Source organism: Pseudoduganella sp. GW821-FHT11H04 (assembly GCF_058807935.1).
On the sequence record NZ_JBXARE010000002.1, the window covers coordinates 678,362 to 693,387 of the forward strand.

Consider the following 15,026-nt stretch of genomic DNA (forward strand, 5'->3'; position numbering starts at 1 on the left):
AGAATCCATGAGACTTCCCCTGACCGCACTCGCCTTGTCGCTGGCCGCCGTGGGCGCCCAGGCTGAAACCCCGTTCAACTTTGCCGCCACTCCAGGCAAGCTGCCCAAGGATGTGATCCCGCTCCAGTACACGGCGCACCTGATACCGCATGTAGCGAATAACACTTTCAGCGGCACGGAAACGGTCGAAATCGAGGTAAAGAAGGCTACGTCGAGCATCATGCTCAATGCCTTGAACATGGAAATCGAGGCGGCATCCCTGAGCGGTAAGGGCCTGGCTGAAACCAAGCTGGAGCCGAAGCTGGACAAGGAAGCCCAGACCCTCAGTTTCAAACTGGCCAAGCCGCTGGCGCCGGGCAAGTACACGCTGGCGCTCAAATTCAGCGGCGTAGTGAATCGCGAACCGCGTGGCCTGTTCTACCTGAAATACAAGAATGGCGCGGACGACAAATCACTGCTGGCGACCACCATGGAGCCAACCGACGCACGCCGCCTGCTGCCGACCTGGGACGAGCCGTCCTTCCGCGCCAAATTCAAGCTGACGGTTGATGTGCCGGCCAGCTTCAAGGCCTTCTCGAACACGCCAGCCGAAAAGCAGGAAAACCTGCCGAACGGCCTGCAGCGCGTGTCCTTCGCTGTGACGCCGAAGATGCCTAGCTACCTGCTGGTGCTGGTCGCCGGCGAGATGGCGCGCAACGTCGCCACGCAAGATGGCGTGGAAATCGGCGTGGTCTCGACCATCGGCAAAGAGGGCTCGACCCAGTTCGCGTTGGATGCTTCCAAGGAGCTCCTGCACTACTACAACAACTACTTCGGTCAGCCATACCCGCTTGCCAAGCTGGACCAGATCGCTATCCCGGGCATGAACGGTGCGATGGAAAACTGGGGCGGCATCGTCTACAACGAAGCTACCTTGCTGTACGACGCGAAGCGCAATCCTGACAGCACCAAGCAAACTGTTTATTCCGTCACCGCGCACGAAATGGCCCACCAATGGTTCGGCAACCTGGTCACCATGGCGTGGTGGGACAACCTCTGGCTGAACGAAGGCTTTGCCTCCTGGATGGCCGCCAAGTCCACCGCCCACTTCCACCCGGAATGGCGCGTCCAGCTCGGCGCAATGGTCGATCGCGAAGGCGTGATGAACCTTGACGCGCGCGCTACCACACACCCGATCCAGACCAAGGTCGAGAACGAAGAGCAGGCCAATAGCGTGTTCGACGCCATCACCTACGGCAAAGGCCAGGCCTTCCTGCACATGCTCGAAGCCTACCTGGGCGAGGACGCCTTCCGCAAAGGCATCCAGGCCTATATGGCCAAGCATAAATACTCCAACACCACCACGGCCGACCTGTGGGCAGCGTTGGAAAAAGCCTCCGGCAAACCTGTCGCCACTCTGGCCTCGGACTGGACCACCCAGGCCGGCGTGCCGGTGGTGAAAGTTGCGCAGAGCTGCGAAAAGGGCCAGCGCAAGATCACCCTGACGCAGCAGCCTTTCGTATTGGATGGCAGCCCTGTGCCGCAGCGCCTGTGGCATATCCCCGTTGCTATCGGCACCGTCGGCGGCAAGGCCGAATACACGATGATGTCCGGCGCCACGACTACCGTGACCCGCCCGGGCTGCGATGGCCAACTGATTGTCGATCCGGAAAGCGTGGGCTACTACCGCGTGCAGTATGACGACGCCAGCTTCAATGCGCTGGCCGCAATGGCCACCAAGCTTCCGGACGCCAGCCGCGTCAAACTGCTGGGCGATGCCTGGGCGATGGTCGTGAGTGAACGCATTCCGCTGGCGCGCTACCTGACCCTGGCGAGCCAGTTCAAGGGTGAGCAGCGTCTGGCTGTGTGGGGCGCCTTGCTGAATAACCTGGGCAACCTGTACAACCTGGCACAAGGCACGCCGGAGCGCGAAAAGCTGGGCCGCTACATCGCTGCACTGGTCCTGCCGAAGTTCCAGTCGCTGGGTTGGGAAGAAAAACCGGGTGAGGATGTTGAAGACCGCCAGCTGCGTACCGCGCTAGCTGGCGTTCTGGCCCGCACCGGCGACGAGAAGGTCATCGCCGAAGCACGCGTGCGTTTCCAGCGCTATCTGGCCGATCCAAGCAGCCTGCCGCCATCCTCGCTGGGCTTCGTGATGTCCGTGGTGGGTCGCTATGCGGACGAGCAGACCTACGACGCACTGAAGGGCCTGGCCCTGAAAGCGCAGTCTGTGGAAGAGCGTAATCGCTTCGCACGCTCGCTGGCGATGGCGATCGATCCTAAACTGTCCGAGCGCACGCTGCAGATCGCACTGTCGCCCGAACTGCCGATCCAGTTGACCAGCATGGTTATTCCGAGCGTAGCCGCCGCGGAACACGTCGACCAGGCCTGGAGCTTCGCAGTCGAACACCGCGATGCGTTGCTGAAGAACCAGGACGCGATGACGGGCAACCGCATGTATCCAGCCATCGTAGCCGGTTCGGTCGACGCGGCTGATGCCGACAAGATGGAAGCCTACGTCAAGGAGCACTTCTCCGCCGACGCCCTGGTTGACGCAAAACGCATCGGCAACGGCATCCGTGTACGCGCCAAACAGCGCGCGTTGCTGGTATCGCAGATTGCCCCAGCCCTCGATGGCATGAAGTAATACCGCCTCTTCGTACTATTGTTGTTTGACCAGGTCCGCTGCGACATCAAAGTCGCAGCGGACGTGTGTCTTTTCTGCGCCGCACACGGCGGCATCAAAGAGCGGCAGCAGCCGCTTGCCGGCCTTCACAGATTCCAGGGAACGCGCCACGCCATTGCTCACGCATGCATCACTCGGCGAGGAGGCGGGCAGGGCGGCGGCGTTGAATTCAAAAGAACCCACGGCGTGGACGTGCTTAAATCCCGGCTGCGTCGCATCTGAAACAATCATCTTGTCAACCTGGATTTTGAGCTTAGCCTCCGGATCGTTTTCGATTGCCGAGTACTGCTGGCTATAGGTGCCGCCGTTATAGCCTTTGATCAAATCACGGTCCGACGTCTTGATCTTGTACGAAGCGAGCGTCATGCCTGGTTCTGCCAAAGCTGGGAAATGGTAAGTCCCCGTCTGCATCGGCAAAGGCATTACCGAGGTCGAGATCTCGTACACCTTGCCTGCATTCTCTACATTCAGGCCCAGCCCAAAGCCGGTGATGGTCTGACCCTGGATCCCGAAACTGCCAAAGCCAACCTCGGGATCGCCCGCGCCTGAAAGCTTGAGGCCGCCGGCGACACAGCTCATGGTGTTGCTAACGCCCGTCGGCGCCGCGGCTTTATTCCCGCAGGCCGTAAGGATGAGCAGGACGGGCAGGATGGCAAGGAGTTTCATGGCGTCTGGTTCTCGCGAAAAAATGCCATTTTGCCATTATTAAACTTGCCTGTATCATCCGGGGCACTTTTACCGTATTGGAGCATTCACTATGCAGCAGCGAGTTTGGGCCGGGATCGCGATGTTGGCAGTGATGGGGGCTGCGAGCGCCCAGCAAGTGGCGCCAACGCCGAATCCCGATTTGCCCTTATGGGAAGTCGGCCTTTTTGGCGGCGCCGCCACCACGCCTGCTTATCCCGGCGCCGAGGAGCGCTCTACTCGCGGCCTCGTATTGCCGATGTTTATCTATCGCGGCAAGGTGCTGCGTGCGGACCGCTCCGGCGTGAGCGCGCGCTTGTTCGACACCGAGCGCGTTGATCTGGATCTGGGATTTGCGCTTTCATTACCGTCCCGTTCCGACGACGTGGCCGCGCGTTCCGGCATGCCGGACCTGAATTCGCTGCTGGAGTTTGGGCCGCGGCTGAAGATATTGCTGTCCGATCCAAAGGTGCCTGAACGTGTACGGCTGGAACTGCCGCTGCGTGTGCCGTTCGAACTTGGGAATGGATTCCGGCGCCAAGGACTGGTGTTCGAGCCGCGAGTCGTCTTTGAAACCTCCAGCAGTAACCAGCAATGGCAGGTCGACGCCAACGTCGGGATGGTATTCGGCAACGCTCGCCTGAACCAATACTTTTACGAGGTAGCTCCGCAATACGCGACAGCCACTCGTCCGGTCTATGAGGCGAAGGGCGGTCTGATGGCGACGCGTTTCGGTGCGAGCCTGTCGCACCGGCTGACGAAAGATTGGCGACTATTCGGTTTTGCGCGCTATGACAATTACATCCACGCCGCTAACCGCGACAGTCCATTGTTCCGCCAGAACAGCGGCCTTTCGCTTGGTGTCGGGTTCACCTGGACGGCATATCGCTCGACTGCTCGTGCATGGGAATAGGCCCGGTGTGAAAGGACGCACATACTCAATGTGAGTGCTTGAGGCATCCTTACTTCGAATTCAATTCGAGGAGAATGTCATGGATGCACTAAAGCTACTCCAGCAGGATCATGCGAACGTTAAGGCGATGTTCAAAGAGTATGAGGGCTTGGGGGACCGCGCTTTCGCCGGTAAGAAAAAGCTCGCTGATCGCATCTGCCTCGAGCTGACCAAGCACGCGACCGCAGAGGAAGAACTCTTTTATCCGGTACTGCGGGAAGCTTCAAAGGAGAGCGAAGATCAGCTTGACGAGGCTTCAGTGGAGCACGCGTCGTTAAAAGCCCTCATTTCGCAAATAAGCCAGATGGATTCCCATGATGAACTGTACGACGCCAAGGTGAAAGTGCTCGGAGAGTATGTGAACCATCACGTGAAGGAAGAAGAGGGCGAAATGTTCCCGAAAGCGCGCGAGGCCGGGCTCGACCTGGAGACCATGGGCCGCGAAATTGAAGCCAGGAAGGAGGAGGTCGATTCCGTTCCTGCCGAGATGCCCGTGCCAGCGAGGGGGCGGGCGGCACGCCAGGCGCGGGCTGGGCGCTAACAAAAGGTCAAGGGCAAATATTTCCTTCCCGACAGGCGATGGTGGGCATAGACTGATGAATCGCCGCCCGGCGTTCCACCATCCAGGGAGGGTCATATGTCCAGCAAATACACGGAAGTCCTGACGCCACTGAATTGCCAGCTCATCTTTATTGATCAGCAGCCGCAGATGGCCTTTGGCGTTCAGTCGGTTGACCGCCAGGTCCTCAAAAATAACGTCGTCGCCCTAGCCAAGGCTGCCAAGGCCTTTGGCATTCCAACCACGATCACGACGGTCGAGACCGAGGGCTTTTCCGGCCCGACTTTCCCAGAGTTGCTTGCCGTTTTCCCCCAGCACCGGATCCTTGAACGTTCCTCGATGAATTCCTGGGACGACCAGAACGTGCGCGATGCGCTGGCGGCCCATGCGGGGAAAGGGCGCAAGAAGGTCGTTGTCTCGGGTTTGTGGACGGAAGTATGCAATATGGGCTTCGCCCTCTCGTGCATGCATGACACCGACTACGAAATCTACATGGTGGCCGATGCCTCCGGCGGCACTTCGCTCGATGCGCACAATTACGCCATGGATCGTATGGTGCAGGCAGGTGTGGTTCCAGTCACCTGGCAGCAGGTCATGCTGGAATGGCAGCGCGATTGGGCCCGAAAGGAGACCTATGACGCAGTGATGAATATCGTGCGTGAGCACTCCGGCGCTTACGGCATGGGTGTGGACTACGCTTACACTATGGTTCACAAGGCTCCTGAACGCGTGCAGCATGGCGAGCGTATCGGGCCAAACCCCGCCAAAATGACTTCCGCTTAGACAGAAGAATATTGAATGACGAACGCCATGGCCGGCTGCGGGTGCGCAAGCAGTTGCAGCTTGCTTGGCCATGATCATGCAAGCGCCTGGGCATTGTGCTGGATGGCGTGAGTAGGGAAGACACCATGAGCACTGCAGCGCCCCGCGATCCGCTTGTCCTGTTGTTGTTCACCCTGACCTTAACGACAGGACTGGTCGACGCAGTGAGCGTGCTTGGACTGGGCCGAGTCTTTACCGCCAATATGACGGGGAATGTGGTGTTCCTGGGATTTGCGGTGGGCGGCGCACCCGGATTCTCGACACCTCGATGCGCGGCTGCGTTGGCTGGCTTTTTGGCCGGCGCTGCGATAGCCGGTCGCCTGGGCACTCTCATGGAGGACGCGCCACGAGGACGATGGCTGATGACCATCGCGGGTCTCGAGGCGGGGCTATTCTTTGCCTCCGCCATGATCGCAGCCGATTACGATATCAAGAATCTCGCCCCGGCGAACAAGCTCTATCTCATGATCGTGATGACGGCGGTTGCCATGGGATTGAGAAACGCCACTGTTCGCCGCCTATCCGTCGCCGACCTGACAACGACGGTCCTCACGCTGACCTTGACGGGGATTGCGGCCGACTCAATGATCGCCGGCGGCGCCAGCACGAGATTGATGCGGCGCCTTGCTGCCGTAGTACTGATGTTTATCGGCGCAGCCCTTGGCGCGGCGATGGTCTCCACGGTAGGACTAGCCGCACCGCTATGGCTGACTGGCTGCGCGGTGTTGCTTGTGACCGTCCTTTATACGCTGCATCCGAGCGCCAAAGTGAGCCAAAAACAGGCGCAGGCCTGACGACGCTCCGACGTGTTGTTGTCGCTAATTCACTACAAAACGAAAGATGTGAAACCGTTCGCTTTGTCGAACGAAAGGTTTTGCTATGCCAAAAATCGCATCAGTTATGTCGATTTTAGCTAAGGAAAGATTTATTGTCTTTCCAATCTTACAGTGGTCACACGAAATCCTTACGGAATCGAAATCAAAGGAAAGACTGGAGACTACAAATGAAAAAATCAGCAGTTCGACAATCCTTAATAGTTTTAAGCCTGATGTCCGCCATTGCCGGGATGGACTGTGCGCAGGCGCAATCCATCACCGGCGGCCTGTACGGCTCGGTGCCGGCTGGCATGAGCGCCGACAGAATCAAGGTAACTGTCACCAACGAGCAGACCGGCTTCAAACGCGACTTGCAGCCCGACGCGCAAGGCCACTATAAGACTTCGGGCTTGAACCCGGGGCTCTACACTGTGATCCTCAAGCAGGGGGACAAGGTAATCGCCGAGCGCCAGGTCAGCGTAAAGCCGAATAGCGATGCGGCCGTCGTTGCAGTCGCCGCGGAAAACCAGGGCGGCAAGGACATCGCCACGGTGACCGTGGCAGGCCAATCGGCGCATACGACGGTGATCCCGATTGATGTGTCGACCCCGGAGATGTCCAGCCACTACAGCCGTGAGCTGATCAATACGCTGCCGATTTCCGGCGCTGCCAATGTGGAATCGATCGCGCGACTGCGTTCCAATGTGCGTTACGACCAGAACACGACCGGCCTGGTGCAACTGGGCGGCGCGTCGCCAGCGGAGAACCGCTACTACCTGAACGAGTTCGACACGACCAATGACCGTACTATGCTGGGTGCGAATCGCTTGCCGCGCGAGGCGATCCAGGACACGCAGGTAATGGCGGGCAGTTTTGGCGCTTCGTGGACCAACGCCACTGGCGGCATCATGGCGCAGACCGTGCGCCAAGGTTCCAATAGATTCCAGGCCGGCTACTCGATGTATTACACGCCGGCCACTTCGAGCCAGCTGATGCCGGCCGAGAAAGATATCCGTGATGGGCAGGGCGGCTATTACCGCTACACATCCAACAACCATACCGATGCGAGCGCCACGCACTATCTGTGGACGTCCGGTGCGCTGATCGCAGATAAACTGTTCGGCTTCGCGCTGCTGGGCGACCGACAGCCTACGCGCAGTTACAGCTTCAGCCAGAACCGCCAGTCGATCTCGGAATCCAGCAACAAGAACATCCTGCTGAACTTGACCTGGAACATCAACAGCGACCACACGCTGAACGTAACCGGATCGCGCGGCTGGACCAAGAACCATACCGACACTTACCGCCTGCTGTCTGACTACACGACCCAGGTCGGCGCCTTTTCGTCCGCCTCCAACTCGCCGGTTAAAGAGCGGATGCTTATCGCGAACTACCACGGCAACCTTACGGAAAACCTGGAAGTTCGTTTGATGGGCGGCTACCTCGGTCAGCTGAATGACCGCGCCCATGGTGCGGAGGACATTCCATACGTTGACTCTTACAACAGCCAGACTCAGAAAACGACGAATATCGGCATCCAGGACCGCACCACCAACTTCCTGCCAGACGATTACTGGCGCCGCGGTTTCAAGGGCGACGTGACCTGGAACCTGGCGAATCACAAGATCGTTTTCGGTGCCGAGTATTACCGCCACTTCCTGGGCCAGGACTGGCACACGCCGAATGCCGGCTGGTACACCTACTTTGATCGCCCGAACACGGTGCAACTGGCAAACGGCGAACAGGTTAGCGGGCAGTATGTGGGCTACTACTTCAACCGCGAGTTCGGTAACATGGTGTCGATTAATAAAGCGGCATACATCGAGGATTACTGGAAGGCGACAGATGGTGTGCTGGTGTATGGCGGCCTGCGCTTCGACAAGTACGTGAACAAGGACGCGCTGGAGCGTCCACTGTTCTCGTTCCCGACCACGTCGCCGCGCGTTGGCGTGTCGTGGGACGTGAACGGAGATTCGAGCCTGAAGGTTGGGGCAAATCTGGGCCGCTATTCGTTGTCCATGCCGTCTAACTTCAGCTTCGGCGTGGCGGAATCCCACCTCGAACAGCGCAAGTGGTACCGCTACAGCGGCATCGACCCGACAACCAAGGCGCCGCTGGGCCTGACCCAGATTGGATCGACCTATACCGGGCCCGGTCGTAATGGCGTGCCGCCGGAGGCCTACCAGGTAGCCACCACCAACCTGAAGGCGCCTTACCAGAACGAGCTGCAGCTTTATATGCAGAAGGCGATCGGCCGCAACTGGGTGGGCCAGGTCGACTTTGGCTATGCAGACCTGAAGCGCGTGATCAATTCCACCTGCTATGGCCAGGGCATCGCCAAGTATGCCAATGCGCACGGCTATCCAGATTATCCGAGTGATTACGAGTGCTTTGAGCTGAATCCGGGCGAGGATGTGACGGTGACGCGCGACTTCAACGGCGATGGCAAACTGGAGTCATTGACGATTCCGGCCGCTGAATTCGGCCTGCCGAAGCCGAAACACAAATACATTCACCTGACCTTTGACGCGAGCCACTCGCGCAGCGCATCCGAACCGTGGTACCTGAACGCGAGCTATACCTGGGCGCGCTCCTTCGGTAACGACAACGGATTCCTAAACCTGGAAAACCGTATTGCCGGCTATATCGGCCAATCGGGCGTCTATGACTTCCCTGAGACCACCCAAGGCGCCAGCGGCAACCTGACCAACGATATCCGGCACGCGTTCACTGCATCGGCAGCTTACTACTTCCAGAACGGCTTGCGCACCAGTGGCGTGCTTAGCATGCACAGTGGCGAACCAATGAGCTGCTTCGGCCTGAAGCCGGACGTTGACAGCGTTTCCTACAACTGGGGATCCTGGGGCCATTACTGCGACGCGAGCACCAATCCTGTCGGTGTGAAGACTGCCGGCACCAGCGGCCGCCTGCCGTTCTTCTGGCAGGTCGACATGGGCATCGGTTATGACTGGAACATCGGTGCGCACAATAAGTTGAGCTTTGACCTGAGCATCCAGAACCTCACGAACCGCCGTGGCATCACTGACCGCTACAACACTTACAGCGCCGACGTGAACGCAGACAACACCATTGTGCAAGACGTGAACTGGGGCATCCCAAGCCAATACCAAACCCCGCGCAGAGCTTCGTTCGCACTGCGTTATACCTTCCGTTGATTTTAGCCGGAGTCTTTACTTTGAAATTTTCGAAATCGATACAAGCAAGCCTGCTGGCGCTGGCTATCACCAGCATGCCAGCGATGGCGGCCAGCAAGCCACATTTCGCCGTCGACGGCGCTCACTTCAAATTGGACGGAAAGCCTTTTGTCATTCGGTCCGGCGAGATGCACTATCCGCGCATTCCGCGCGCTGCCTGGCGCGATCGGCTGCGCATGGCAAAGGCAATGGGTTTAAATACGGTGACCACCTATGCATTCTGGTCGCTGCACGAGCCTGAGCCGGGCCAGTGGGACTTCAAGGGGCAGAATGACTTGCGCACTTTCGTCAAGACTGCCGCGGAGGAAGGCTTGAATGTCGTCCTGCGCCCCGGCCCCTATGTTTGCGCTGAAGTGGATTTTGGCGGTTTCCCGGCATGGCTGCTGCGCGAACCAGGGCTCCGTGTGCGGTCGATGGATGCGCGTTACCTGGCGGCGAGTGCCCGCTACTTCAAGCGCCTGGCGCAAGAAGTCGGGGACTTGCAGAGCACACACGGTGGTCCGATCCTGATGCTGCAGGTGGAAAATGAGTACGGCTCCTTCGGCCGCGACCATGGTTACATGCAGACGGTGCGCGCGCAAATGCGTACGGCGGGCCTGGATGCGCCGGTCTTCACGTCCGACGGCGGAGCCGCGCGGCTGTTTGAAGGCGGCACGCTACCTGACGTGCCGGCAGTCGTCAATTTTGGCGGCGGTGCGGATGACGCCAAAGGATCAATCGAGGAGCTGGCCGCCTGGCGCCCGCAAGGCATCAGGATGGCCGGCGAATATTGGGCCGGCTGGTTCGATCACTGGGGTGAAAAGCACCATACCCAGAGCCCGGAGGATGCGGCGCGTACCGTGGACTGGATGTTGTCGAACGGTGTCTCGTTCAACCTGTACATGTTCCATGGCGGTACCAGCTTCGGCTGGCTGGCTGGTGCGAATTATGGCGGCTCTGATCCCTACCAGCCCGACACCACAAGCTACGACTACGATGCCGCGCTGGACGAGGCGGGCCGCCCGACCGCAAAGTACCGACTCATTCGCGAGGTCATCGCCAAGCACGTGAAAGAGACGCTGCCAACAGTGCCGGCCGCGCCGCAACCGCAAGCAGTTCCGCCGTTTGCGCTGAAGCCTGCAGGCAGTTTGCTGGCAGGGCTGGACAAGCTTTCGAAGGGCCGTTCATCGCGCTGGGTTGGAGCCATGGAGGAATTTAGCCAGAACTATGGCTACATCCTCTATCGCAAACGCCTGGAGGCGCCAGCGAAAGGTAAGCTGATCCTGGAAGAACTTCACGACCAGGCTACGGTAATGGCCGATGGGCGCGTCATTGGCCGCCTGGACCGCCGTCGGGGTGAAAATTCGCTGTCCGTCGATCTACCAGCGGGCACGCAGCTCGACTTGCTGGTGGAAGCAATGGGCCGCATTGGTTTCGGCGGCAAGCTGGTGGATGACAGGAAGGGCATCACCCGCGCAGTGAAGCTGGACAAGGATGAGCTGGAAGGCTGGACCGTGTTCACGTTGCCGATGGATGGCGCGGCTCTGAAACGCCTGCCGCTCGCAGATGCGAACGAGGCGGCGCAGCCGGGCTTTTGGCGCGGAGCGCTGACGCTGGACAAGCCAGTAGATACCTTCCTCGACACGCGCGGTTGGGGCAAGGGGCAGGTTTGGGTCAACGGGCATCACCTGGGGCGCTTCTGGCATATCGGCCCGCAGCAAACCTTGTATGTGCCGGCATCGTGGCTGAAGCAGGGTGCCAATGAAGTGTTGGTTTTCACCACAGAATCGCCGACAACGACAACCATGCAAGGGCTTGCTGAACCTGTGTTCGATACCCCATAAATAGTTCTGTTTTGAGAGGAAGGCCCCTGATTTTCAGGGGCCTTTTTTTTGTCAATTCCGTGTGGCAAGCATGACAAAAGTCCTGTCCTTAAAAGGACATCGTGCTCATTCATTGGCTGAGCTGGAGGTCTAAATTGATAGTGATTAACAAAGTAGTCTCAAAAGTAATCAGGTTGACTTACAAGAATTTAATATTGTTAGAATAATAAGGAGTGGGATATGGGCACCATTACTGGATCCAACGATAACGACTACCTGAACGGCGGGACCGGGAACGACACCATCAACAGCGGCAATGGTGACGACACCGTCAATGGCGGGGACGGGAATGACTCGATCAATGGTGGTGCCGGCAACGACATTCTTGATGGCGACAGCGGGAGTGACCAGGTCAATGGTGGATCGGGCGATGACACCCTGATTTACAACGTGATTGAGAATTCTGCTGCGGGAACCAGGGACGTTTACACGGGCGGTTCCGGCATCGATACCGTCGTTCTCCAATTGACCAGCACGCAATGGACAGACTGTAAAGTGCGCGCCGAGCTGCAGCGGTATGTCGAGTTTCTGGCGTCCGTAAAGACCAATCCGCAGGGTGAGGTTTCGAACGGTTCGGCGAGCGACTTTACGTTCACGTTTGGATCGTCGACTCTGACGGTGCAGATGATGGAGCGGCTGGTCGTCGCGGTCCAGGAGTCGGCAGGCGGACCGTATAACGCCATCAACTATCTTGCAGCGCTAATCAGCGGAAATGATGCCGGCCGCGTGGTGGAGGCTGGCGGCACGAACAATGCATTGCCAGGAACGCCTAACGTGACTGGTGATCTCTATGCCGATGACCTGAATGGCGCTGATGACATGTTCCAGGTCGTGGCGCCTGGCGCGTCCGCACACTACGGTACATATTCCGTTGATCTGCATGGCGCCTGGTCCTACACCCTGAATAACGGACATGTCGACGTGCAGTCACTCGCTGTTGGTGAACGCTTGACCGACAGCTTTACGGTGCGCGCCGCTGACGGATCGAGCAAGGTAGTGAACATCAATATCGAAGGCAGCAATGATGCGCCTATCGTCACTGGCGCCTTGAGCGCCGGCTCGGCGGAAGGCTACTGGGTTTATTCGCGCAACCTACTTGATGGCGCGAGCGACGCGGACCATGGCGAAACCGCTACGCTGCAAGTGTGGGACGTCAGCTACAGTGTCAATGGCAGCGCAGCATTGGGCACGCCACCGACAGGGCTTAGCCTCGACGGAAACATTTTGACCGTCGACCCGAAGCATGAAGCCTTTGATCATCTTGCAGCAGGCGCGCAGCTTAAGATTGTTGTCTCGTACAACATCAAGGACGTGCATGGCGCGTCCGTAGCGCAAACCGAGACAATTACGATCACAGGTACTAATGATGCGCCCGTGGTGTCAGGCGCGGTTTCTGGCAGTGTGAATGAAGATGCGGCGGAGGTGGCATACGACGCGTTAGCCAACGCGAGCGATGTCGATGACGGCGCCACGTTGTCGGTCGTTGGGCTGCCGAGTATGTTGCCGGACGGCGTCACCTATTCAGTAGCTACGCACAGCTTCGTGCTTCACCCGTCACATGCCGCCTTCCAGGACTTAGCAGTGGGGCAGACTAGGACTCTGACCATCAATTACGGAGTCTCCGATGGCACGCTGACCGTATCGGCATCCGCGAGCTTTACGATCACTGGCACCAACGACAAAGTCCTCATCACCAGTGGACCGCAAAGCGGGGCCGTAGTCGAAGATAGCGTGCAGCAGGCCAACGGGACGATCAACTTCACTGACGTAGACTTGAATGATGGCCACACGGCGTCATTTGCATCTGTCACCGGCGCTGTTGGCACCTTCTCGTTGTTGCCAGTCTCTGAAGCCGCAGGTGCTGCAAATGGCCAAGTTAGCTGGACTTATACGCTGAACGACTCGAAAGCCAATTACCTGGCTATCGGCGAAAGCACTACCGAGACCTATGCAGTGACTGTGGCCGACGGTCATGGTTCGACCGCCACACAGAATGTGGTGATCACGATCACTGGTACCAATGACGACGTCGTCATCACCAGCGAAGCACAAAGCGGCTCGGTAGTCGAAGACAGCGTTCAACTGGCTAATGGCGCGGTGAGCTTCTCTGATGTCGATCTGAAAGACGACCACACAGCGACGTTTGCTCCCGTCGCCGGTGCACTGGGAACATTCTCGCTGCTGCCGGTGGCGGAAGCCGCCGGTGCTGCAAATGGCCAAGTTAGCTGGACTTACACGCTGAACGACTCGAAAGCCAATTACCTGGCTGTCGGCGAAAGCACTACCGAGACCTATGCCGTGACAGTGGCCGACGGTCACGGTTCAACCGCTACGCAAAACGTGGTGATCACGATCACTGGTACCAATGACGATGCCCTCATCACCAGCGAAGCACAAAGTGGCTCGGTAGTCGAAGATACGGTCTCGCAGGCCAGCGGCGCAGTCGCTTTCTCGGATGTTGACCTGAAAGATGATCACTCTGCAACGTTCGTTCCCGTCGCCGGTGCACTGGGAACATTCTCGCTGCTGTCGGTGGCGGAAGCCGCAGGTGCTGCAAATGGCCAAGTTAGCTGGACTTATACGCTGAACGACTCGAAAGCCAATTACCTGGCCGTCGGCGAAAGCACTACCGAGACCTATTCTGTGACTGTGGCCGATGGCCATGGTTCGACCGCGACGCAAAACGTGGTGATCACGATCACTGGCACTAATGACGACGTCCTCATCACCAGCGAAGCACAAAGCGGCGCCGTGGTCGAAGATACGGTCTCGCAGGCCAGCGGTTCAGTTGCTTTCTCTGATGTTGACTTGAAAGACGATCACTCAGCGTCGTTCGTTCCGGTTAACGGCGCTTTAGGCACCTTCGCGTTGACACCAGTCTCGGAAGCAGCCGGCGCCGCCAACGGCCAAGTTAGCTGGACTTACACGCTGAACGACTCGAAAGCCAATTACCTGGCTGTCGGCGAAAGCACTACCGAGACCTATGCCGTGACAGTGGCCGACGGTCACGGTTCAACCGCTACGCAAAACGTGGTGATCACGATCACTGGTACCAATGACGACGTCGTCATCACCAGCGAAGCACAAAGTGGCTCGGTAGTCGAAGACAGCGTTCAACTGGCTAATGGCGCGGTGAGCTTCTCTGATGTCGACCTGAAAGATGATCACTCCGCGACGTTCGTCCCCGTCGCCGGTGCACTGGGCACCTTCGCATTGACACCAGTCTCGGAAGTCGCCGGTGCCGCTACTGGCCAGGTTAGCTGGACTTATACGCTGAACGACTCTAAAGCCAATTACCTGGCCGTCGGCGAAAGCACTACCGAGACCTATGCTGTGACAGTGGCCGACGGTCATGGTTTGACCGCGACGCAAAACGTGGTGATCACGATCACTGGTACCAATGACGACGTCGTCATCACCAGCGAAGCACAAAGCGGCTCGGTAGTCGAAGA

General features: G+C 58.5%; 9 protein-coding genes. 8 read left to right on the forward strand and 1 reads right to left on the reverse strand.

Going from position 1 to position 15,026, the window contains the following annotated elements; translation table 11 throughout:
* Positions 1 to 7 precede the first annotated feature (7 nt).
* Entirely contained in the window at positions 8 to 2,626 is a 2,619-nt protein-coding gene (locus tag AC1RTP_RS06895) for a M1 family metallopeptidase (RefSeq protein WP_498605816.1), read from the forward strand.
* Positions 2,627 to 2,641: 15 nt separating this feature from the next.
* Here the strand turns inward: AC1RTP_RS06895 and AC1RTP_RS06900 are convergent, their stop codons facing one another.
* Positions 2,642 to 3,331 (reverse strand): hypothetical protein, encoded by a 690-nt coding sequence (locus AC1RTP_RS06900; RefSeq protein ID WP_498605817.1) that lies wholly within the window; start codon positions 3,329 to 3,331, stop codon positions 2,642 to 2,644.
* A gap of 91 nt (positions 3,332 to 3,422) precedes the next feature.
* On the opposite strand from AC1RTP_RS06900, the gene AC1RTP_RS06905 reads away from it, so the two are divergent.
* From AC1RTP_RS06905 to AC1RTP_RS06935, 7 genes are all read left to right on the forward strand, one after another.
* Positions 3,423 to 4,262: a MipA/OmpV family protein gene (locus AC1RTP_RS06905; protein WP_498605818.1), complete on the forward strand. Its 840-nt coding sequence runs from the start codon at positions 3,423 to 3,425 to the stop codon at positions 4,260 to 4,262.
* Positions 4,263 to 4,341: 79 nt separating this feature from the next.
* Positions 4,342 to 4,842 carry a hemerythrin domain-containing protein gene (locus AC1RTP_RS06910; RefSeq protein ID WP_498605819.1) on the forward strand — a complete coding sequence of 167 codons (501 nt, stop codon included), beginning with the start codon at positions 4,342 to 4,344 and terminating at the stop codon, positions 4,840 to 4,842.
* 96 nt (positions 4,843 to 4,938) lie between these two features.
* On the forward strand, positions 4,939 to 5,643 hold the full coding sequence (locus AC1RTP_RS06915; RefSeq protein ID WP_498605820.1) for a hydrolase: 705 nt from the start codon (positions 4,939 to 4,941) through the stop codon (positions 5,641 to 5,643).
* 125 nt (positions 5,644 to 5,768) lie between these two features.
* Positions 5,769 to 6,476, forward strand: coding sequence for a YoaK family protein (locus AC1RTP_RS06920; protein ID WP_498605821.1), 708 nt, complete (start codon positions 5,769 to 5,771; stop codon positions 6,474 to 6,476).
* Positions 6,477 to 6,685: 209 nt separating this feature from the next.
* The gene (locus tag AC1RTP_RS06925; protein WP_498605822.1) at positions 6,686 to 9,673 is read left to right on the forward strand and encodes an outer membrane beta-barrel protein; all 2,988 of its coding nucleotides are present in this window, start codon (positions 6,686 to 6,688) and stop codon (positions 9,671 to 9,673) included.
* Positions 9,674 to 9,693: 20 nt separating this feature from the next.
* Entirely contained in the window at positions 9,694 to 11,535 is a 1,842-nt protein-coding gene (locus AC1RTP_RS06930) for a glycoside hydrolase family 35 protein (protein WP_498605823.1), read from the forward strand.
* 219 nt (positions 11,536 to 11,754) lie between these two features.
* A partial coding sequence (locus tag AC1RTP_RS06935) for a VCBS domain-containing protein (RefSeq protein WP_498605824.1) occupies positions 11,755 to 15,026 on the forward strand: 3,272 nt, incomplete at its 3' end.

Excerpts from the sequence above, each read along its gene's own strand:
- AC1RTP_RS06895 (WP_498605816.1), top strand. The coding sequence starts at position 8 with ATGAGACTTCCCCTGACCGCACTCGCCTTGTCGCTGGCCGCCGTGGGC.
- AC1RTP_RS06900 (WP_498605817.1), bottom strand. The coding sequence starts at position 3,331 with ATGAAACTCCTTGCCATCCTGCCCGTCCTGCTCATCCTTACGGCCTGC.
- AC1RTP_RS06905 (WP_498605818.1), top strand. The coding sequence starts at position 3,423 with ATGCAGCAGCGAGTTTGGGCCGGGATCGCGATGTTGGCAGTGATGGGG.
- AC1RTP_RS06910 (WP_498605819.1), top strand. The coding sequence starts at position 4,342 with ATGGATGCACTAAAGCTACTCCAGCAGGATCATGCGAACGTTAAGGCG.
- AC1RTP_RS06915 (WP_498605820.1), top strand. The coding sequence starts at position 4,939 with ATGTCCAGCAAATACACGGAAGTCCTGACGCCACTGAATTGCCAGCTC.
- AC1RTP_RS06920 (WP_498605821.1), top strand. The coding sequence starts at position 5,769 with ATGAGCACTGCAGCGCCCCGCGATCCGCTTGTCCTGTTGTTGTTCACC.
- AC1RTP_RS06925 (WP_498605822.1), top strand. The coding sequence starts at position 6,686 with ATGAAAAAATCAGCAGTTCGACAATCCTTAATAGTTTTAAGCCTGATG.